This window comes from Microbacterium sp. X-17 (genome assembly GCF_039615055.1).
The window spans coordinates 209,269-229,080 of record NZ_JBDHNI010000001.1; the positions used below are offsets into that span (position 1 = coordinate 209,269).

Consider the following 19,812-nt stretch of genomic DNA (forward strand, 5'->3'; position numbering starts at 1 on the left):
AGGATTCCTTACGTGCGATCAAACCTGAAAATCATCGAATTAATGCGTACGAAAACGATGGCAACTTCTTATTTATCTGATTTATCTGTAAAGTGGCCGCGCACACTTCCATCACTGACCAAGGATGCTCATGATCACCTTCCTGTCCAGCGCGCTCCGCGTCGCCACCGCCGCCGCACCGCCGCCTCCTCACCCGGCCTCCTCCGAGCCGCAGCTGATCCTCGCCGCCGTCGTCGGCGTCGCCGTCATCGTGGTCCTCATCACGTGGCTGCGGATCCACCCGTTCCTCTCGCTGCTCCTCGGCTCGCTCGTCACGGGCCTGGTCGCCGGGATGCCCGCCGACGCCGCGACCACGAGCTTCATCAACGGCTTCGGCGCGACCTCGGGCAGCGTCGGCATCCTGATCGCGCTCGGCGCGATGTACGGCAAGCTGCTCGCCGACTCCGGCGGCGCCGACCGCATCGTCGACACGCTTGTGTCCCGCACGAGCGTCCGCGCCCTGCCCTGGGTCATGGGCCTCGTCGGCGCGATCATCGGCCTCCCGATGTTCTTCGAGATCGGCCTCGTGCTGCTCATGCCGGTCATCATCCTGGTCACGCGCCGGTCGAAGCTGCCGCTGATGCGCGTCGCGCTCCCGGCCATCGCCGGCCTCTCGGCCATGCACGGCCTCGTCCCGCCGCACCCGGGCCCGCTCGTGGCCATCGGGGCGCTCGGCGCGAACCTCGGCGTCACCCTCGCCTTCGGCGTGCTCGTCGCCATCCCGGTCATCATCCTCGCCGGCCCGGTGTTCAGCCGCTTCGCCGCCAAGTGGGTGCCCGTGGACGTCCCCGGCCTGTTCCTCGGCACCGAGGGCGACGAGGGCGACACCGCCGCAGCCGCCGAGCGCAAGCGCCCGTCGTTCGCGCTCGCCCTCATCAGCATCCTGCTGCCCGTCGTGCTCATGCTCGGCAAGGCGCTCGCCGACATCACCGCCTCGAAGTCCACCGCCGAGTGGAAGATGATCCTCGACTTCCTCGGAACGCCCGCCATCGCGCTGACGATCGCCGTGCTCGCCGGCTTCTTCCTGCTCGGCCTCCCGGCCGGAATGAACCGCAAGTCGCTGCAGGACAGCCTCACCTCGTCCCTGCCTCCGATCGCCGGCATCCTGCTCATCGTCGGCGCAGGCGGCGGCTTCAAGCAGGTGCTCATCGACACCGGCATCGGCCAGGTCATCGCGTCCTTCGCGCACGGCAGCACCGGCATCGGCATCCTGCTGCTCGCCTGGTTCATCGCGGCGCTCATCCGCGTCGCCACCGGCTCGGCGACGGTCGCCACGGTCACCGCGGCCGGCATCATGGTTCCGCTCGCCGCGCACCTGTCGACCCCGATGGTGTCGCTGCTGGTGCTGGCCATCGGCTCCGGCTCGCTGTTCCTGTCGCACGTCAACGACGCCGGGTTCTGGCTGGTCAAGGAGTACCTGGGCCTCAGCGTCCCGCAGACGCTGCGGAGCTGGACCGTCCTGGAGTGCATCGCCTCGGTCGTCGGCCTCGCCGGGACGCTGGTGATCGCCCTGGTCATCGGAGGCTGACATGACCGCGAGTCAGGTGAGCACGATCGTCGTCATGGGTGTGGCGGGCTGCGGCAAGTCGACTGTCGCCGCCCTCCTCGCCGACCGGCTGGGCTGGGAGCTGCTGGAGGGCGACAGCCTCCACCCCGCCCGCAACGTCGAGCGCATGAGCGCCGGCGTCCCGCTCGACGACGCCGACCGTGCTCCCTGGCTCGCGGCGATCGCGGACCGCGTCCGCGACGGCGCCGCGGCCGGGAGGCCGCTGGTGGTCGCCTGCTCCGCGCTCGCCCGGCGCTACCGCGACGTCCTCCGCGGGAAGGGCGTGGTCTTCGCCCACCTGGCCGGCACGCGCGAACTGCTCGAGAGCCGCATCGCCGCGCGCAGCGGCCACTTCATGAAGCCGGGGATGCTGGACTCCCAGCTCCGCACGCTCGAACCGCCGCAGCCGGACGAGGCGGCCGTGACGGTGGACGTCGCCGCGGAGCCGGAGGCGATCGTCGCCGGGATCCTCAGCGAGCTGGGTATGGTGGCGGCCGCCGCCTGAACACCCAGTCGACCGTCCCGCGCCACGTCGTCCGCAACTCGCGCCCGCGCCGCCACTCCCGCCAGGTCAGCCAGATGATGACGGCGTCGAAGACGGTCAGGACCGCCACCCCGACGGAGGGCTTCGTCACCAGTTCGTAGAGCTGGAAGATCAGGAACACGCCCAGCGCCGCCATCGCCCACGGGTAGACCCGGCGCGACCCGACCAGCAGCGCGACCACAATCGCCACCTTCACCACGCCGTGCAGCAGCAGGTAGGCGGCGACGAACAGCACGCCGCCGGCGTGGACGTGCGCCGCGCCGTGGACGATCAGGTTGGCGATGAGGTCGTGCGGGTCCTCCGACAGCTCCTCCGCCGTCACCCGGTTCGCGGCGCTGAGCAGCGCGGCCGGCGTGGCGAACAACAGCAGGACGCCGCCCGCCAGCTCCACCAGGCCGTCGAGCCCCTTGAACAGCACGCCGACGAGGAACACCAGGTCGAGCACCCGTTCCCGCATCGCGACCTCCCGCGCCGCATGCTACCGGGCGTGACCCCTGATCTGGGTGCGCGGACATTCTTGTCCTCCAATATGAGGACCACTATTGTCCGAAGTGGGCCGACGCGACCTACCCGAAAATCTGTTCGCGGGTGGCCCACCGAGTGGAACCCGACCCTCCCCTCGTGCACCACCCTCCGGGAGACCGGCGGGGCTTCAGCTCGAACGTCGACCTAGCGACGTCGGGGCCGCAACACACGTGCGTCGTCGCACGTGTGCTCACCCCTGCGCGCGGGACGACGTCCCGAACAGATTGTGAGCACGTCCCCATGAACAGGTTCGCCAAGGGCGCGATCGCCGGCGCAGCCGGTATCCTCCTTCTCCTCAGCGGCGCGGGCACCTTCGCGCTGTGGAACGGCTCGGCCAGCGCCGCGGCCGGCTCCGTCCAGTCCGGAACGATGACCATCGCGGCCGACGCCGCCGCCGGCACGTGGAGCGTCACCCACGGCTCCGGCCCGGCCACCGCGATCCCGAGCATCGCGAGCTTCCGCGCCGTCCCCGGCGACGTCCTGACCTTCACGCAGAAGGTGGACGTCACCGCCACCGGCGACAACCTCTCCGCCATCCTCAGCATCGACCCCACGTCGATCAAGGCCGGTGACAGCTCGCCGGCCAGCGCCGCGCTCGTCACCGCGCTCACGAGCGGGATGACCGTCACTGTCGGTGCGCCGCTGCCGACCGGCGTCACCGCGGGGTCCGCCGCCAACACCTACACCGTCAGCGGGACCACCGGCACCAAGGTGCTGACCGTCTCCGTGACGCTGCCGTTCGACTCCACGACGACCGGCACGGTCGCGCAGGGCGGCACCGTGGACCTGAGCGCGCTCGGGTTCAAGCTGGCCCAGCAGTAACCCACGCGGGCCGGCGGACGAGCGGATCCGGGGGAGGTGCGGAGAGACATGAAGCGCTTCGCCCTCCCCCTGGCCGCCGCCGGCACCGCGCTGGCCACCTTCCTCCTGATGCCGGGAGCCGGCACCTACGCGCTGTGGAACGGCGTCGCCGCCGCGAAGGCGGGGGCGATCACCGCCGCCACCGTCTCGGTGGGCGTGACCATCCCGCAGCCGTTCGACACCGTCTTCAGGACCGGACACACCTCCACGACCGGAGGCGTGGTGGTCACCAACACCGGCAACGTCGACACCGCCTTCCGCTCGTCGCTCGGGCTGGCGGCCGGGACGTCGCCCGCGCTGGCCGCCGCCGTCCCGGTGAGCGTCTGGCCGGTCACCGCGGCCTCCGCGTGCACCGCCGCCGCCTCGGTCCCCGCAGGGGCCGCCACCGGGACGCTCGCGACGCTCGCGGCCGCCGCGCCGACCACCGGGACGCTCGCCGCCGGCGCCTCCTACGTCTTCTGCGTCCGGGAGGCGATGGACGTGACCTCGGCGCACGGCATCGCCAGCGGGTCGGTCGTGAACCCCCTCTTCACCGCCACGGTGACCGCAGGGACGGTGTGGACGAGCACCGCCTCCGCCGACCTCGCGCAGACCTTCGTCGACGACATCGCGCCGTCCGCTCCGACCGGGCTGACCGTCCGCTCCGGGACTTCCGCCTCCGTCGCGCTCTCCTGGACGGCGGCGACCGACAACGTCGGCGTCGTCGCCTACGACGTCTATCGCTCGGGGACCACCGCGCCGATCGGCTCGACCGCCTCCACGTCCTTCACCGACACAGGAGCCGCGGCGAACACCTCCTACACGTACTCCGTCGTCGCGCGCGACGCCGTCGGGCTCACCTCCCCGGCCGCGACCGTGCTCGCCGACCGGACCGCGCCCGGCACGCCGACGCTGAGCCTGACCGGCACGACGGGATCGACCGCCACGCTGTCCTTCTCGGCGACCGACGACGTCGGCGTGAGCGCGTACACCGTCTACCGGGACGGCACGGCGATCGCCACCGTGGGCGGCGCGACCACGACCTACACCGACACCGGACTGACCACGGGAGTGCACCGCTACACCGTGACGGCCTCCGACGCGGCCGGGAACGTCTCCGGGCCCTCCGCGCCGGTCTCGGCCACCGGCTCCTACAGCTCGGGCTCCTGGTATCAGCTCGTGAACGTGGCCAGTGGCCAGTGCGTGACCGTCCCCTCGGCGATCGCGAACGGGAGCGTGCTGACCCAGTCGGCGTGCGCCAGCCCGGCGAGCGGCGGCCAGGAGTGGCTGCTCACGACCTCGTCGGGGACCACGGCGACCGTCACCTCCGCCCTCCCGTCGCTGGTGAGCGGCCAGTATCTGTGGGCCGGCTCCCGGACGGCGCCCGTGAGCGTGACCTCCTCGCGGACCGCCACCAACGGGTCGACGCTCTGGACGTTCACGGTGCAGGCCGACGGGTCCTTCAGCATCGCCAACACCATCACCGGCGACAACGGCAACGGGAACGGCAACGGCTTCGGCAACACGACGACCCTGTGCGCCACCGCGGCGGCGGCCGGCGGCGGCCAGCTCACGACGACCACGTGCACGGCGGGCGCGTCGACCCAGTCCTTCTTCCTCAGGCAGGTGACACCATGAGCGAATCCGAACCGCGACCGGCGAAGTCGCTGCTGCAGTACCTCGCCACCGGGCTCAGCGTCGGCCTGCTCGGCCTGGTGCTGTTCGTCGCGGCGGTGGTCATCGTCATCCCGCGGGCCGCGGGCGCGACCCCGGTGACCGTGCTGACCTCCTCGATGGAGCCGACCCTCCCGCCAGGGACGCTCGTCGTGGTGAAGCCGAAGGCCGTCCACGACATCCGTGTCGGCGACGTGATGACCTACCAGATCCGGTCGGGCGACCCGGCCGTCATCTCGCACCGGGTGATCGCGATCACGACCTCCACCACGAACGGCATGACCTTCACGACGAAGGGCGACAACAACGCGGAGGCCGACCCTCCGGTGGTGCCCGCGCAGGTGCGGGGCGTGGTCTGGTACAGCGTCCCGCTGATCGGCTACGTCAACAGCGCGCTCGACCAGAGTCAGCGCTCGTGGGTGCTGCCGGCGGTGGGTGTGCTGCTGATCCTCTACGCGGCATGGATGTTCCTGCGCGGCACGGCGTCGTCGGTGCGGCGGCGGACCTCGCGCGCCGCGGACGGCGAGGAAGCCCCGCACTCTGTGCGTCCTCTCGCCCGATCCGGCCGCCGCTGAGCGGAATTCTGTGCCGAACCTTGGAGGCGATGGCGTGGAATAGAAGGGAGAGCGAGGTCGGAGATGGAGAAGCACAGCGAGATGTCGGCGGAGGGCGTCTCGGTCGTCGTACCGACCTTCACCGAGTCGGGCAGCGTCGCGGAGCTCGTGCGAAGGCTCGCGGCGGTGCCCGACGCAGAGGTGAGCGGGAGATCCTGATCGTCGAGCCGTCCACCGCCGGGTCGTCGTCATGGACGGCGACCTCCAGCACCCGCCGGAGGGCCTCCCCCGCCTGACCGCGGCGACCCGCGTCGCGCTCTGGGCGTGGACGGGCGACCCGGCCGCGTGGTTCACGGCGCAGCACACGGGCTGGCACCGCGCGTTCACGCTGCCGTGGATCGCCCTGCGGGACACCGTCGAGTCGATCGTCGTCCCGCCGTGCGCCGCGCCCTCCGGCGCTGGATCCTCCGCACCGTGCTGGCGGCGGGGCTGGCGCTCCTCGCGCTCAACACGGCGCTGTTCGTGAACGCGGTGTGGGTCGACTGACGCCGTTGACGGCGACCCGGTCTGCGCGGATGCTTGGATCAGTAGTCCTCCGGCGCGGACTCAGGGAGGCGTGGCGCCTGATGGGATCGTCGTTCTACCAGTTCGAGTACACCTCCGCCGACGCGGGGGAGACCGAGCAGTTCCTCTCGGAGCGCTACGGAAAGGTCGCGCTGAAGGGCAGGCTCGACCGCATCGGCATGCGGCTCGTCGGCGATGAGCGGTTCCAGCTCGCGTCGGTGCGCTTCGACGGGGAGCACACGGCCGCCGCGGAGACGGACGCTTTCGTGGTGGCCACCGCCACCTCCCGCAGCGGCTGGGAGGAGGGCCGCGACTGCGGGGACATGTGCGTGCAGCCGGTGCTGTTCCGCCCGGGCGCGCCGTTCACGTCCTACACCGTGAACACCGAACGACGATCGGTCAACCTGGAGGTCGCCGCCCTGGAGCGGACGGCCCGCCTGCTGTACGGGCGCGACGACCTGGCGGTGGTCTTCGACGGCCCGCACCCCGCGACACCGCGGGCGGGCGCCACCTGGCTGCGGGTCCTCGGCCTCGTTCTGGCGTACCGGGACACGGGCGCGCTGGCCAACGAGCTGATCCGGTCGAGCGCGTTCCGGCTGCTGTCGGTCTCGGCGCTGGAGGTCTTCCGCCTCGACGGGGACCGTGCGGCGCTGCGCGCGTCGGCGGAGCGCCGGCAGCGGATCTACCGTTCCGCGGTCGAGTTCTTCCGCGAATACGCCTCGCTGCCGATCACGATCGAGGATGCTGCCGAGGCCGCGGGCGCCTCCGTGACCGAGCTGGTGGAGGCGTTCCACGCGCTGCACCCCGATCAGAGCTCCCCGACCGCCTATCTGCGGGGCGTGCGGCTCGGCGCGGCGTTCGCGGACCTCCGGGCCGGTGACCCGGCGACCGGCATGACCGTCGCGCAGGTCGCCCATCGCTGGGGGTTCGGCTCAGCGCGGCAGTTCGCGTCGCTCTTCCTCGACAGGTACGGCGTGAACCCGGAATGGATCCTCAACCGCGAGGACTGACGCTAGCCGCGAGCACGGGGAGAGCGGACACTGGAAGGAACTCGCCCTCGTCGTGAGGAGGCTCAGATGGGCACGTTCCGGACAGCTGTCTCGACCACGGACTCCGACTACGCGATGGCTTTCCTCAACGACATGTACTCCGGCGTGGAGATGGACCCGCACCCGGAGAAGTTCGCCCTCGACCTCTCCGCCGTGGGCGACGACCGCTTCGCCATCCTCCACGAGGAGTGGACGTCGAGCGGCCGCTTCCAGATGGAGCCGCAGCCGATCGTCATCGTGGTCGAGGTGACGGACGGCGCCTGGGACTGCAGCATCGGCCGCACACCGGTCGACACCTCCCGGCCGAGCCTGTTCCCGCCCGGGCCGGCGCTGGCCTCGTGGCAGGACTCCTTCACCGTCAACGGCACGCAGCTCGACGCGCGCGAGATCGACGCCTTCGCCGCCGAGCACTTCGCCACCCCCGGCCTCCGCGTCGCGTTCACGGGTAGCGCTCCCGTCTCGCTGTCGCTTCAGCGATCGTGGGAGGCGACCACCGCGTTCGTGCGCGACAGCGTCGTCGCGGAGGACGAACTGCTCAGCAACCGCCTGATCCGCGACCGCGCCTTCGAGGTCCTGATCTCCTGCCTGCTCGTCACCTTCCCCAACAACACGCTCGACCTCACGCCCGGCCGCGACGGCATGCGCGCGACGCCTGCCGCCGTCCGCCGCGCGATCGCCTTCATGGAGGAGAACCTCAGCGAACCGCTCCGGCTGGAGGACATCGCCCGGGCGGCCCGGCTGTCCCCGCGCGGGCTGCAGGACGCGTTCGTCCGCATCCTCGGGACCAGCCCCACCCGCTACCTGCGCGGCCTCCGGCTGGAGGCGGCCCGCACCGACCTCCGCGCGGCGAGGCCCGACGACTCGGTCGCGACGATCGCGCACCGCTGGGGCTTCGCCCACGTCCCGCGCTTCGCGGCGGCCTACCGGGAGGCGTTCGGCGAGAACCCGGGGGAGACGCTTCGCGGCTGAGAGCCGGATCGCGCGGCGGTGATCCCCTCTGCGCGGAGTTTCGCGATCGAACGTTTCGCGAGCGGGCGCGGTCTGATTACCATGTGGCTGTTGTATGCGCGCCTTCGGCCAGGTGGGGACGGGGTGATCGGGATGGTGCTCGCTCTAGCGGAGCGGTTCGAGGTGGACGGCAGACGGTACAGCCTCTACGAAGGGGAGCGCTGGCTGCTGTTCCGGGAGCACCCCGGCGGCGCGGTGTGCGTCGGCTCGATCATCCGGTCGGGACTCGGGTTCATCGTCTCGGGATGGGCCAGGCCGGGGCCGATGATCATCGTGCAGACGCTCGACGCGGCGGTCGAGCACTTGCTCATCAGCGACGCGCCGCCGATCGCCGCCGACGAGGAGGAGGACGACGAGGAGGACGAGGAGGGGCAGGCTTCCTCCGATCCGGTGCTCTCGCGCGGGGGAAACTGATCGCGGGGGTGAACGCCGGCCGCCGTCCACCCTTGTCGCGCAGGGGGACTCGGCGGTAAGACGAGCGCATGCCCAGGACACGCGGACAGCGCCGGGACCTGGTCCCGATCGTCGGCCAGCTCCGCTCCTATCGACGCGCGTGGCTGCGCGGCGACGTGATCGCCGGGGTCACCGTCGCCGCCCTCATCGTCCCCAAGAATCTGGGGTACGCAGGCATCGCCGGCATCCCCTTGCAGAACGGCCTCTACGCGGCCGCGGCCGGCGCGATCCTCTACGCGGTCTTCGGGACGAGCCGGCAGATCTCGATGGGACCGAGCTCCGGTCTCGCGGCGGTGGCCGCCAGCGCCGTGCTCGCGGCGGACATCACCGGCGAGCAGGACGTCGCCTCGTTCGTCGCCGGCATCACGCTCGCGTCCGGCATCCTGTTCCTCCTGCTCGCCGTCTTCCGGATGGGCTGGATCGCCCAGTTCCTCTCCCGGGCCGTGGTCACCGGCTTCCTCTTCGGCGCGGCGATCGACGTCGTGATCGGGGAGCTCCCGAAGCTCACCGGGACCGAGACCAGCGGCGCCAACCCGATCCAGGAGCTGTGGTCGTGGTTCGGGACGCTGAACGACGCGCACGGGACGACCGTGCTCGTCGGGATCGTCTCCCTCGTCGTCGTCTTCGGACTCCGCGCCGTCGCTCCGCGGGTTCCCGGCGCCCTGGTGCTCGTCGTGGGCGGGCTGCTGGCCTCGGCGCTGCTCGGCCTCGGAGCCAAGGGCGTTGCGTTGGTGGGGGATGTGCCGCGCGGCCTGCCCGTGCCGCAGCTCCCGAACGGTCAGCAGCTGTGGGACCACGCGGGCACGGTCGCCCTCGCCGCCGTGGCGCTGGTCATGATCGGCTTCTCCCAGACCGCCGGCGACGCGCGCACGTTCGCGGCCAGGCATCGCTATCAGATCGACATCAACCAGGAGTCGGTCGCCCAGTCCGCGGCGAACATCGGCGCCGGCCTGTTCCAGGGGATGCCGGTCTCGACGAGCCTGTCGGCGAGCTCGCTGAACGACCGCTCGGGGGCGAGGACCGGCCTGGCCTCGCTCACCTCCGGCGTCACGGTGCTGCTGACGCTCCTCGTCCTCGCGCCGCTGTTCTCCATCCTCCCCAAGGCGGTCCTCGGAGCGCTGATCATCGAGGCCGTCGTCAGCGGCATGATGGACGTCCCCGAGATGCGGCGGCTGTTCCGAGTGAAGAAGGTGGACTTCTGGATCGCCGTCGTCGCACTCCTCGCGACCCTGGTCTTCGGCGTGCTCGCCGGGGTGATCATCGGCATCGGGCTCTCCCTGGTGTGGCTGGTGGCCGTGGCGACCCAGCCGGAGATGCCGACGCTCGGCCGCGAACGGGGCACCCAGGTCTTCCGCGAGGTGGACACGAACCCGGGCGACGAGGTCCTGCCCGACGTCGCGGTGGTGCGGTTCGACGGCGGCCTGTTCTTCGCGACGGCGGACGCGCTGGAGGACCACCTGCGCAGCGTCATCCAGGCCAACCCGGAGCTGACCGGGATCGTCCTCGACTGCGGCGGGATCAACTTCATCGACGCCCAGGGCGCCGCGACGCTGGCGGACGTCGTGACCCTCGCCGCGGACGCGGGCGTCCGCCTCCGCCTCACCCGGCTGAAGCCGGGTCCCCGCGCCGTGCTCGAGCGCGAAGGGGTGATCGAGCTCATCGGGGCGGACCACATCCACGGCAACATCCATCGGGCGGTGGAAGCGGAGCGCAACGACGCCGGTGGTTCCCGCCACTAGCCCCCCAGGCCTAGCATGCCCCCGTACAAGGGGGAGACATGCGACACGGATCCCGCCGGCGATGGGTTGCTTCGCTGTGCGCCATCGTGCTCGCGACCACCGCCCTCGCGGTGGTCGCCGTGCTCCCCGACGGGCCGGCGCAGGCCGCCGCCACGGTCCCGTTCACGTCGAAGTTCTCGGTCAACGCCAACGGGGCGATGATCTCGATCGGCAACGGACTGCTCACCTGTCCCGCGTCGAGTGCGTGCACCAGCGCGCAGAACGGGGCCGCGCAGGACAACAACAACTTCAGCATGGTCAACCTCGATGCGGACAACGTCGCGGGCACAGTCAACTCCTCGTCCTCGCAACTCGCGCTGCCGGCCGGGGCGAGCGTGCTGTGGGCGGGGCTCTACTGGGGTGCGCGCCTCGATGCCGGTACGAACGGGAGCGCGGGAAATGCGGCGAACATCGGCACGATGTCGTTCCGCGCCCCCGGCGACGCCGCCTACCGCACGGTGACGGCCTCCACGTCGGCACGTGACCAGTTCGGCCCGAACAGCTCGAGTTACAACGCCTACCAGCGCTTCGCGGACGTGACGTCGATCGTGCGGTCGACGGGCAACGGCGTGTACTGGGGGGCGAACGTCACCGCGGCGACGGGTCAGGACCGGTACGCCGGGTGGGCGCTGACGGTCGTCTACTCCGCGCCGGGACTGCCGCTGCGCAACCTGACGGTGTTCGACGGGTTCAACGTGGTCGGGCAGGGCAATCCGCAGTCCGTGACGGTGTCCGGGTTCCTCGCGCCGAAGTCGGGGACGGTGGACGCCCAGCTCACGATGGTGGCGTACGAGGGCGACCTGTCGCTGACCGGCGACTACACGCTGCTCAACAGCACCCAGCTCGCGACGCCGCTCTCGCCCGGCTCCAACTTCTTCAACTCCACCAACGACCTCAACGGCTCGTCCGTCACCACCCGGACCCCCGCGTATCAGAACATGCTCGGGTACGACATCAAGAACCTCGGGGCCTCCGGTGCGATCCCGAACAGCGCCACGAGTGCGACCTTCACCTTCTCGTCCAACGGCGACGTCTACTATCCGGGCGTCGTCGGGCTCGCCATCAACCTGTACGCGCCCGACTTCACCGCATCGGCCAAATCCGTCGTGGACGTCGACGGCAACAATCCCGCGCGCCCGGGCGACACGCTCCAGTACACGGTCAACTACGCCAACACCGGCCAGGATGCGGCCCTCGGCGCGGTCTCGCACGACACCCTCCCGGCGAACACCACGTATGTGCCGGGGTCGCTGGCCCTGGTGAACCCGGTCACGGGCGCGACGACACCGCTCACGGACTCCCCGGGCGACGACCGCGGCGAGCTGGCCGGGCGCACGGTCACGGTGCGCCTCGGCGCCGGCGCGAACGCGACCACCGGCGGGAGGATGGCGTGCTCGGGCACGGGATGCACCGACGACGGCACCTCCCGGCAGTCGTACACCTTCCAGGTCACCCTCGACGGCGCGGCGGGAGGCACGACGGTGACGAACCTCGCCACCCTCGACTACCGCACCGAGACCACCGGCACGGCGGCGACCTACACCTCCAACGTCGCGAGCATCGCCGTCCTCCAGCAGGCCGACGTCGGGATCACGAAGACGCTGTCGCCGGATCCCGCCCTCGCCGGCTCGACCGTGACGGCGACGCTGACGGTCCGCAACAACGGCCCGAACACCGCTGCCGCGGTCACGGTGACCGATCCGATCCCCGCCGGCTGGAACGGGGTCACGGCGACCACCCCGCAGGGGTCGTGTGCCACCGCGGGCGTGACCGTCACCTGCTCGCTCGGCGACCTCCCGAACGGGACGGTCCTGCGATCACCCTGACCGGAACGGTGGACTCGGCGTCGACGGCGACGAGCCTCAGCAATGTCGCCTCGGTGAGCACGACCTCCTTCGACCCCGTCCCGGGGAACAACGTGTCGGGCGACACGGTCTCGCTCGCGCGCCAGGCCGACCTCGCCATCACGAAGTCGCCCAGCCCGTCGCCGGCCGTGCCGGGCACGCGGGTGGTCTGGACGCTGTCGGTCACGAACCAGGGACCGTCCGACGCGCAGAACGTCACCGTCGACGACGTCCTCGACGACCCGACGCAGGCGACGATCACCGGCGCGGAGGGCGGGACGAGCTGCGTCGTGCAGCTCAGCGGCTCCGCACGCTGCACGATCCCCACGCTGGCGGCCGGGGCCACCGTCACGATCCCGCTCGACACCGTGCTGGCCACCGGGCTCGCCCAGGGGACCGTCGTCGGCAACACCGCCACCGTCGCCTCCAGCACGCCGGACCCGGTGACCTCGAACAACACCGTCCACGCGACGGTCACCACGAGCGCGCCGGCGGCCGACGTCCGGATGGCGAAGACGGCGCCGGCGCAGGTCGTCGCAGGCCAGACCATCACCTGGACGCTGAACGCCACCAATTGGGGTCCGTCCGACGCGGCGGCGGTCACGGTCGCGGACACCGCGCCGGCCGGCGTCACCCTGACCTCGGCCTCCACGACCCGCGGCACCTGCACCGTGACCGCGTCGAGCCTGAGTTGCGACCTCGGCACGCTCCTCTCCGCCGGAGTCGCCGACGACGGCTCCCTGCAGGCCGGGGCCGGAGCGACGATCACGCTGACCGGCACCGTGTCGGCGCTGACCACCGGCACACTGGCGAACACCGCCACGGCGGACGGCTCGACGCCCGACCCCGACGCGTCCAACAACACGTCGACCGCCTCCACGACGGTCACCGCCTCCTACGACCTCTCGGTCGCCAAGACCGCGAACCGCACGACCCTGCCCGGTCAGGCGCCGCGGCCCGTGATCTACACCATCACGATCAGCAACGCCGGGCCGTCGGCCGCGACCGACATCGCCGTCGACGACGCGCTGCCGCCCCAGCTCACGCTCGACTCGATCGCAGGATGCGCGGCGACCACGACGGCGACCGGGTTCAGCTGCATCGTCCCCGGCCCGATCCTGCCCGGCGGCACCGCGGTGATCACGGTGAGCATGACGGCGCAGCAGGTGCTCGCCGGGGGTCCGGATGTGGTGGAGACGGTGACCATCAGCGCGGCGGGCGACACCGACCCCGGCGACAACACCGCGAGCTGGACGCTCAGCGGGCTCCCGTTCGTCGACCTCTCCCTCGCGAAGAGCGCGCCGGCCACGGTGACCCCCGGCGCCGGGACCGGCGTCCCGGCGGGCGCACCCGTCCCGCCTGTGCCGTACACCTTCGTCATCACGAACAACAACGACCCGGCGAACGTCGCCGAGAACCTGGCTGCGATCGCCCCGGTGATCCTCGACACGCTCCCGGCGGGTGCGACCTTCGTCAGCGCGAGCGTGACCGCGGGCCAGGGCCAGGGCGTCGGCTGCACCACGGCGGGCCAGGAGTTGCGCTGCCAGCTCACCGGAGCCGGCGCCGTCTCGCCGAACCTCGACGCGGGTCAGTCGGTCACCGTCCAGGTCCTCGTCTCGCTCGATCCGGGCCTCGCTGCGGGATCGAGCCTGACGAACACGGCCACGGTCCAGAGCGGCGACCCCGTCACCAACCCGGACAACAACCCCTCGAACAACACCTCGACCGCCACCAGCGTCGTCCAGCCGCTCGCCGACGTCGCCGTGACCGACTTCACGGTCGATCCCGTCGACCCCGCCGCGACCGGGCCCGGCACCCTGCGGCACGTCCACGTCGTGCTGACCAACAACGGCCCGTCGACCGCGACGGACGTCACCTACCTCGCCACCCGCACCGTCGACGCCTTCGTCACGAACACCGGGACCCAGCCGTCGAACTGCGTCAACACCGGCCGGGAGGCCTCCTGCACGATCGAGAACGGCGCGTTCGGCTCCAGCCTGCCGCCCGGTCAGAGCGTGACCATCGACTACGACATCCAGGTCTCCCCGAGCGCTGCGCCCGGATCGTATCCGGACACCGTCCAGGTCGCGACGACGACCCCGGAGACCACCCTCGCCAACAACCAGCTCGTCCGGCCGATCGTGGTCGGGCCTGCGGTGACGGCCCTGACGGTGACGAAGACGCCGCTCGGCACCATCCCGAACCCGAGCGAAGCGCCGAGCCCCGCCGATCCGACGCTGCCGCACCCGTCCTTCGTGGCCGGCAGCACCTTCAGCTACCAGCTCGCCGTGAGCGTGCCGTCGACCGGGTTCTCCGACGCCGAGAACACGATCCTCAGCGATGTGCTTCCGCCGGGCTTCACGGCGACGGCCGTCTCCTCCACCGGGAGCGGGCTGTGCACGATCACGCCGGAGATCCGGATCGGCGTCGGAGTGGTGAGCGCCGTGGAGTGCGAGCTCGGCACGGTCCCCGGATGGCAGGGGACGATGGCCCCTCCCGCGGTCATCGTCACGATCAACGGAGTCCTCTCGGACGACGCCGCGACGATCAACGGCGGCGACCAGTTCGCCGAGCAGGTGCCGAACACCGCGACGGCGACGACCTCGACACCGCTGACCGGCGGCCAGACCTCGGTCAGCGGGACAGCGAAGGTCGACATCGTCACCGTGGCGGACCTCAAGCTCTTCAAGACGCCCGACGCGGCCACCGTGAACGCCGGAGGCTCGATCGGCTACACGCTGACGGTCGTCAACGCCGGTCCCTCGGGGGTCGCCCACGCCGTCGTGACCGATCGGCTCCCCGCCGGCTTCACGCTGGACACCGCACAGTCGGACTGCGCACCGCCGCTCGTCGGCGCCGACTTCGATGAGAACCTGGTGCAGCCGCGGCTGCCGGCTGCCGCCGACGTGATCGCCTGCCGGGTCGGCGTGGTCGGCGCCGGGCAGACCGTGTCCATCCACATCGTCACGGACACCGACCCCGGCCTCGCCGCCGGCGACGCCACCAACACGGCGGTCGTCGGCTCCCTGGCCGACGACGTCGACCTCACGAACAACACGGCGACGGCGACGGTCGCGGTGCAGCGGCTCACCAACGTGGCCATCTCCTCGTCGGTCAGCACCAACACGCCGGCCGCCGGGCAGGAGGTCACCTACACCGGGTACCTCGTCAACAACGGCCCGTCGACGGCCGTCAACGTCAACGGCGAGACGACCTTCCCGCCCGGCTTCGTCCCGGTGAGCTTCGACGTCCCGCAGAGCAGCTGCTCCTGGAACCAGGCGCCGCCAGCCGACCCTGCGAGCGTGCCGTGGCAGAACTTTCAGTACGTGCTCACCTGCACGGTCCTCCCGCAGTTCGCGATCTCCCCGCCTGGCTCGTCGGCCACCGACGTGGTCGTGATGCACATCCCCGGTGACACACCCGCCGGGGCGTACACGACCACCGCGGTCGTCCGCAACGACACCCCGGAGACGACGCTCGCCGACAACACGACCTCGCAGACAGTGCTCGTCCAGCGCGTCTCCGACACGAGCATCACGAAGACGCTGGTCGAACCGAACCCGCTGGTCGCCGGGCAGCCCGCGACCTGGAGGCTGACGGTGCACAACGCCGGCCCGTCGATCGCCGACAACGTCGTCGCGTCCGACAACGTCCCGGCCGGGATGACGTATGTGTCGGCGACGATCGAGGGCGGAGCCGACTGCCCGCCGCCGACGACGAACGACCTCCCCGCGGGAGACACGGCCACCATCGTGCGGTGCCCGCTCGGGACGCTCGCGGTCGGCGCGTCCGCCTCCGTCCTGGTCACCTTCGGTGTCAACGCCGACACGGCCGGAGCGGACCTCTGCAACACGGCCCTCGTCGGCTCCGGCTCGCTCGACCCGGACGTCTCGGACAACCAGGCGACGGCCTGCGGCAACGCGACGGCCTCGGTCGACATCGCCGTCACGCTCTCGCCGCCGACGCAGACCACCGTGTCCGGCGGTCAGGTCCAGCTCACCGCGACCGTGCGCAACAACGGGCCGAGCCAGGCGACCGGCGTCGTCGCCACGCTGGTCGCTCCTCCCGGGTTCACCAGCGTGGGCGGGCTGACGTTCGCCGTCGGCACGCTCGCTCCGGGACAGCAGGTGGTCTACCAGATCGTCGGGACGGCGACCGGCTCCCCGGGCGACGTCCTCCCGTTCACCTTCAGCGCCACCCCGAGCGAGCCCGACACCGTGACGGCGAACAACACGGCCGGTGCGCAGGTCGACATCGTCGCGGGGCCGCCGCCGGCCCCCTCTCCGCCGGAGTCGGGTGCGGGGGCGATCGCCTCCACGGGCAGCGACGTCCTGGGCCCGTTGGCGATCGCACTCGCGCTGAGCGCCGCCGGGGTGGTGGTTCTCGGAGTCCGCCGGCGGCGTGGACGTCCTTCCGACGATCGCTGACGGGCCGGCTACTCCGACTGCGCCGCGAAGCTCTGCACGCGGTGCGCCTCGATGTCCGGTGCGCGCAGCGTCAGCCCGTGGCCGGGCGCGGAGCGGTCCGGGACGAGCCGGCCGTCGCGCACCGCGGGCAGCCCGTCGAAGAATTGCTCCTCGATGCGGGCGTGGTCGTGGAAGTACTCGACGTTGATCGCCGGCCGGTGCGCGGCCGCGACGGAGGCGTGCAGTGCGGGGGCCGTGTGCGCGGAGAGCGGCACGCCGTGGGCCGTCGCCAGCGAGGCCGCGATCCCGAAGCCCGTGATGCCGCAGCGGGTGGCGTCGGCCTGGAGGACGTCGACGCACCCGTCGGCGAGCAGGTCGCGGAAGTCCGCGGGCGTGTACCCGTACTCGCCCGCTGCGACGCGGATCGGCGCCGGCATCCGGTCGCGCAGCAACCGGAGCCCGTGCCGGTCCTGGCTGGACACCGGCTCCTCGAACCACGTCACGCCCTGCTCCGTGAACGACTCGGCCAGCCGGAGGGCCTGCTTGCGTTCGTAGGCTCCGTTGGCGTCGACGAAGAGCTCGACCTCCGACCCGATCGCCTCGCGGGCCAGCGCCACGCGACGGAGGTCGTCGTCCGGGTGGGAGCCGACCTTCATCTTCACCGCGCGGAAGCCGCGGGAGGTCCACGAGCCCAGCTGGGTCGCCAGCTCGTCGTCGGTGTAGTCGGTGAATCCTCCGCTCCCGTACGCCGCGACGCCCTCGTGCGCGCCACCCACCAGCTGCGTCAACGACATGCCGCTCAGACGGGCCTTCAGGTCGTGGAGCGCGATGTCCACCGCGGCGATGGCGCCGGCGCTCACCCCGGGCCAGCCGATGTTGCGGGTGGCCGCGGCCATCTCCCAGTACAGGCGCTCGGTGTCGAACGGGTCGGCGCCGTCGATGACCGCCCAGAGCACGTCCTGGACGATCCGGCAGCTCGCGGGCGCCGTGTACGCGTAGCCGAGCCCGGTGGCGCCGCCCGCCTCCACCGTCACCACCAGGATGCCGGTGCTGTCCCAGCGGATCGTCCCGTCTCTCTCGGGCCGTTCGCGGTCCTCGGTCGCCGTCGGCACCGTGTACGCGTCGGCGTGGAGCGACCGTACGCTAGCGGGCATCGCCGTCGCTGTCGTTGTCGCGGTGCAGCGCGCCCTTGACCCGCGCCACACCCTCCGTGAGGAGCGAGGTCGCCGAGTCCTTGATCGCTGCGAGCCCGTCCGGGTCGCCCTTCAGCAGCGCGAGGCCGGTGTTCTTCGCGAACTCCAGCGTGATGTGCGGCGGCAGCGGCGGCACGTTCTTGCTGGTGTGCGCGTCGATGAGCGTCACGCCGGGATGGGCGAGGGCGGCATCCCAGGCGGCCTCGATCTGGTCGTCCGAGGTGACGGTGATGCCCTGGAAGCCCAGCAGCTGCGCCCAGCCCGCGTAGTCCACCGACTCGACGTCCTGGGAGGTCGACCAGACCGGGTTGGCGTCCTCCGTGCGCATCTCCCATGACACCTGGGTCAGGTCGTCGTTGTGCAGCACCAGCACGACGAAGTTCGGGTTCGACCACCGCGAGAGGTACTTCTTGATCGTGATCAGCTCGTTCATCCCGAGCATCTGGAACGCGCCGTCGCCGATCGTGCAGACGACCGTGCGGTCCGGGTAGGCGAACTTCGCCGCCTCCGCGTACGGCATGGCCGCGAGCATGGTCGCCAGGCGTCCGGACAGGTCGCCGCGCATCCCGTCGCGCAGCCGGATGTGCTGGCCGTACCAGTCGGCGGTGGTGCCGGCGTCGGCGGTGACGATCGCGCCGGCCGGGAGGCGCTTGTTGAGCTCGTGGTACACCCGGCGCGGGTTCACGCCGTCGTCGTAGTGCTGCTCGGCCTGCGCGGCGAGCTCGGCGTCCCACTCCCGCATCCCGGAGGCCGCCTTCTCCTGCCACGACAGGTCGTCCTTCTGCGTCAGCAGCGGGAGGAGCCCGGCCAGCGTCGTCTTCACGTCGCCCCAGATGCTCACATCGGTGGGGTAGCGCAGCCCGAGCTGCTCGGGCCGGAGGTCGATCTGCACCGCCTTGGCCTGCCCGGTCTTCGGCAAGAACTGCCCGTACGGGTAGTTGGTGCCGAGCAGGACGAGGGTGTCGCAGTCCTGCATCTGGTCGTAGCTCGGCCGCGAGCCCAGGAGGCCGAGCTGCTGGGTGTGGAACGGGATGTCGCCCGGCACGACCTGCTTTCCGCGTAGCGTCGTCATCAGTCCGGCGCCGGTCAGCCGGGCGGCGGCGAGGACCTCCTCGGTCGCGCCGACCGCGCCGTGCCCGACCAGGAACGTCACCCGCTCGCCCGCGTTGATGATGTCGGCGGCCGCCCGGAGCTGCTCGGCCGGCGGCGCGATGGCGGTCGACGGCGGCACCGCGCTCGACCGCGACACCCACATCTCCGCGCCGGGAGCGGCCATCTCCATCCCCTGCACGTCATGCGGCAGGATGACCACGCACGGCTGCTTGCGGGTGATCGCCGTCCGGAACGCGGTGTCGATCACGGCCTGCGCCTGCTCCGGCGACACGATCGTCTGCACGTACTCCGCGACGTCGGAGAACGTCTGCTCCAGCTTGCTCTCCTGCTGGTTGAAGGTGCCGAAGGAGTTGAGTCCTTGCTGGCCGACGATCGCGACCACGGGCTGGTTGTCCATCTTCGCGTCGTACAGGCCGTTCATCAGGTGGAAGCCACCCGGGCTGGAGGTGGCGATGCAGACGCCGACCTCGCCGGTGAACTTGGCGTGCGCCGTCGCCATCAGGGCGCAGATCTCCTCGTGGGTGGGACGGATGTACTCCACGCCCTCCCCGGCACGCTCGGCCTTGCCGAGCATCCCGTCGAACTCGCCGATGCCGTCTCCGGGGAACGCGAACACACGCCGCACGCCCCACTCCCGCAGTCGTCCGATCACGAACTCGCTGACTGTCGTCGCCATGGGTCT

Annotated in this window: 16 protein-coding genes; 13 read left to right on the forward strand and 3 right to left on the reverse strand. The window is 71.3% G+C overall.

Annotated features, from left to right (window positions below; all coding sequences use genetic code 11):
• Nucleotides 1-130: 130 nt before the first annotated feature.
• Together ABCS02_RS00970 and ABCS02_RS00975 are read left to right on the forward strand one after the other, a co-directional pair.
• A complete protein-coding gene (locus tag ABCS02_RS00970; RefSeq protein ID WP_345833740.1) occupies nt 131-1,567 on the forward strand; it encodes a gluconate:H+ symporter in 1,437 nt (478 codons plus the stop codon).
• Between the two features lies 1 nt (nt 1,568).
• Nucleotides 1,569-2,090 carry a gluconokinase gene (locus tag ABCS02_RS00975; RefSeq protein WP_345833741.1) on the forward strand — a complete coding sequence of 174 codons (522 nt, stop codon included), beginning with the start codon at nt 1,569-1,571 and terminating at the stop codon, nt 2,088-2,090.
• Here the strand turns inward: ABCS02_RS00975 and ABCS02_RS00980 are convergent.
• Entirely contained in the window at nt 2,056-2,586 is a 531-nt protein-coding gene (locus ABCS02_RS00980) for a DUF2127 domain-containing protein (protein ID WP_345833742.1), read from the reverse strand. The two genes, ABCS02_RS00975 and ABCS02_RS00980, sit on opposite strands and share 35 nt — an antisense overlap.
• A 308-nt stretch (nt 2,587-2,894) precedes the next feature.
• On the opposite strand from ABCS02_RS00980, the gene ABCS02_RS00985 reads away from it, so the two are divergent.
• From ABCS02_RS00985 to ABCS02_RS01035, 11 genes are all read left to right on the forward strand, one after another.
• Nucleotides 2,895-3,476 carry an alternate-type signal peptide domain-containing protein gene (locus ABCS02_RS00985; RefSeq protein ID WP_345833743.1) on the forward strand — a complete coding sequence of 194 codons (582 nt, stop codon included), beginning with the start codon at nt 2,895-2,897 and terminating at the stop codon, nt 3,474-3,476.
• A 48-nt stretch (nt 3,477-3,524) separates the two neighbouring features.
• Nucleotides 3,525-5,132 (forward strand): Ig-like domain-containing protein, encoded by a 1,608-nt coding sequence (locus ABCS02_RS00990; RefSeq protein ID WP_345833744.1) that lies wholly within the window; start codon nt 3,525-3,527, stop codon nt 5,130-5,132.
• Nucleotides 5,129-5,743, forward strand: a complete 615-nt coding sequence (locus tag ABCS02_RS00995; RefSeq protein ID WP_345833745.1) for a signal peptidase I — start codon at nt 5,129-5,131, stop codon at nt 5,741-5,743. Before ABCS02_RS00990 ends, ABCS02_RS00995 begins: the two co-directional genes overlap by 4 nt.
• A gap of 63 nt (nt 5,744-5,806) precedes the next feature.
• On the forward strand, nt 5,807-5,941 hold the full coding sequence (locus tag ABCS02_RS01000; RefSeq protein WP_345833746.1) for a hypothetical protein: 135 nt from the start codon (nt 5,807-5,809) through the stop codon (nt 5,939-5,941).
• 31 nt (nt 5,942-5,972) lie between these two features.
• Nucleotides 5,973-6,248, forward strand: coding sequence for a hypothetical protein (locus tag ABCS02_RS01005; protein WP_345833747.1), 276 nt, complete (start codon nt 5,973-5,975; stop codon nt 6,246-6,248).
• Nucleotides 6,249-6,348: 100 nt separating this feature from the next.
• Nucleotides 6,349-7,296: a helix-turn-helix domain-containing protein gene (locus ABCS02_RS01010; RefSeq protein WP_345833748.1), complete on the forward strand. Its 948-nt coding sequence runs from the start codon at nt 6,349-6,351 to the stop codon at nt 7,294-7,296.
• A gap of 66 nt (nt 7,297-7,362) precedes the next feature.
• A complete protein-coding gene (locus ABCS02_RS01015) occupies nt 7,363-8,304 on the forward strand; it encodes an AraC family transcriptional regulator (protein ID WP_345833749.1) in 942 nt (313 codons plus the stop codon).
• Nucleotides 8,305-8,394: 90 nt separating this feature from the next.
• Entirely contained in the window at nt 8,395-8,757 is a 363-nt protein-coding gene (locus ABCS02_RS01020) for a hypothetical protein (protein ID WP_345833750.1), read from the forward strand.
• Between the two features lie 68 nt (nt 8,758-8,825).
• Nucleotides 8,826-10,535, forward strand: a complete 1,710-nt coding sequence (gene sulP, locus ABCS02_RS01025; protein WP_345833751.1) for a sulfate permease — start codon at nt 8,826-8,828, stop codon at nt 10,533-10,535.
• Between the two features lie 38 nt (nt 10,536-10,573).
• The gene (locus tag ABCS02_RS01030) at nt 10,574-12,400 is read left to right on the forward strand and encodes a hypothetical protein (RefSeq protein ID WP_345833752.1); all 1,827 of its coding nucleotides are present in this window, start codon (nt 10,574-10,576) and stop codon (nt 12,398-12,400) included.
• An 8-nt stretch (nt 12,401-12,408) separates the two neighbouring features.
• Nucleotides 12,409-16,845 (forward strand): hypothetical protein, encoded by a 4,437-nt coding sequence (locus ABCS02_RS01035; protein ID WP_345833753.1) that lies wholly within the window; start codon nt 12,409-12,411, stop codon nt 16,843-16,845.
• A gap of 8 nt (nt 16,846-16,853) precedes the next feature.
• Here ABCS02_RS01035 and ABCS02_RS01040 read toward each other — a convergent pair whose 3' ends face one another.
• Nucleotides 16,854-17,978 carry an enolase C-terminal domain-like protein gene (locus tag ABCS02_RS01040; RefSeq protein ID WP_345833754.1) on the reverse strand — a complete coding sequence of 375 codons (1,125 nt, stop codon included), beginning with the start codon at nt 17,976-17,978 and terminating at the stop codon, nt 16,854-16,856.
• Nucleotides 17,968-19,806 carry a thiamine pyrophosphate-requiring protein gene (locus ABCS02_RS01045; protein ID WP_345833755.1) on the reverse strand — a complete coding sequence of 613 codons (1,839 nt, stop codon included), beginning with the start codon at nt 19,804-19,806 and terminating at the stop codon, nt 17,968-17,970. Before ABCS02_RS01045 ends, ABCS02_RS01040 begins: the two co-directional genes overlap by 11 nt.
• Nucleotides 19,807-19,812 lie beyond the last annotated feature (6 nt).

Bases quoted from the DNA above. Each gene is read 5' to 3' on its own strand.
- ABCS02_RS00970 (WP_345833740.1), top strand. From the start codon at position 131: ATGATCACCTTCCTGTCCAGCGCGCTCCGCGTCGCCACCGCCGCCGCA.
- ABCS02_RS00975 (WP_345833741.1), top strand. From the start codon at position 1,569: ATGACCGCGAGTCAGGTGAGCACGATCGTCGTCATGGGTGTGGCGGGC.
- ABCS02_RS00980 (WP_345833742.1), bottom strand. From the start codon at position 2,586: ATGCGGGAACGGGTGCTCGACCTGGTGTTCCTCGTCGGCGTGCTGTTC.
- ABCS02_RS00985 (WP_345833743.1), top strand. From the start codon at position 2,895: ATGAACAGGTTCGCCAAGGGCGCGATCGCCGGCGCAGCCGGTATCCTC.
- ABCS02_RS00990 (WP_345833744.1), top strand. From the start codon at position 3,525: ATGAAGCGCTTCGCCCTCCCCCTGGCCGCCGCCGGCACCGCGCTGGCC.
- ABCS02_RS00995 (WP_345833745.1), top strand. From the start codon at position 5,129: ATGAGCGAATCCGAACCGCGACCGGCGAAGTCGCTGCTGCAGTACCTC.
- ABCS02_RS01000 (WP_345833746.1), top strand. From the start codon at position 5,807: ATGGAGAAGCACAGCGAGATGTCGGCGGAGGGCGTCTCGGTCGTCGTA.
- ABCS02_RS01005 (WP_345833747.1), top strand. From the start codon at position 5,973: ATGGACGGCGACCTCCAGCACCCGCCGGAGGGCCTCCCCCGCCTGACC.
- ABCS02_RS01010 (WP_345833748.1), top strand. From the start codon at position 6,349: ATGGGATCGTCGTTCTACCAGTTCGAGTACACCTCCGCCGACGCGGGG.
- ABCS02_RS01015 (WP_345833749.1), top strand. From the start codon at position 7,363: ATGGGCACGTTCCGGACAGCTGTCTCGACCACGGACTCCGACTACGCG.
- sulP (WP_345833751.1), top strand. From the start codon at position 8,826: ATGCCCAGGACACGCGGACAGCGCCGGGACCTGGTCCCGATCGTCGGC.
- ABCS02_RS01030 (WP_345833752.1), top strand. From the start codon at position 10,574: ATGCGACACGGATCCCGCCGGCGATGGGTTGCTTCGCTGTGCGCCATC.
- ABCS02_RS01040 (WP_345833754.1), bottom strand. From the start codon at position 17,978: ATGCCCGCTAGCGTACGGTCGCTCCACGCCGACGCGTACACGGTGCCG.
- ABCS02_RS01045 (WP_345833755.1), bottom strand. From the start codon at position 19,806: ATGGCGACGACAGTCAGCGAGTTCGTGATCGGACGACTGCGGGAGTGG.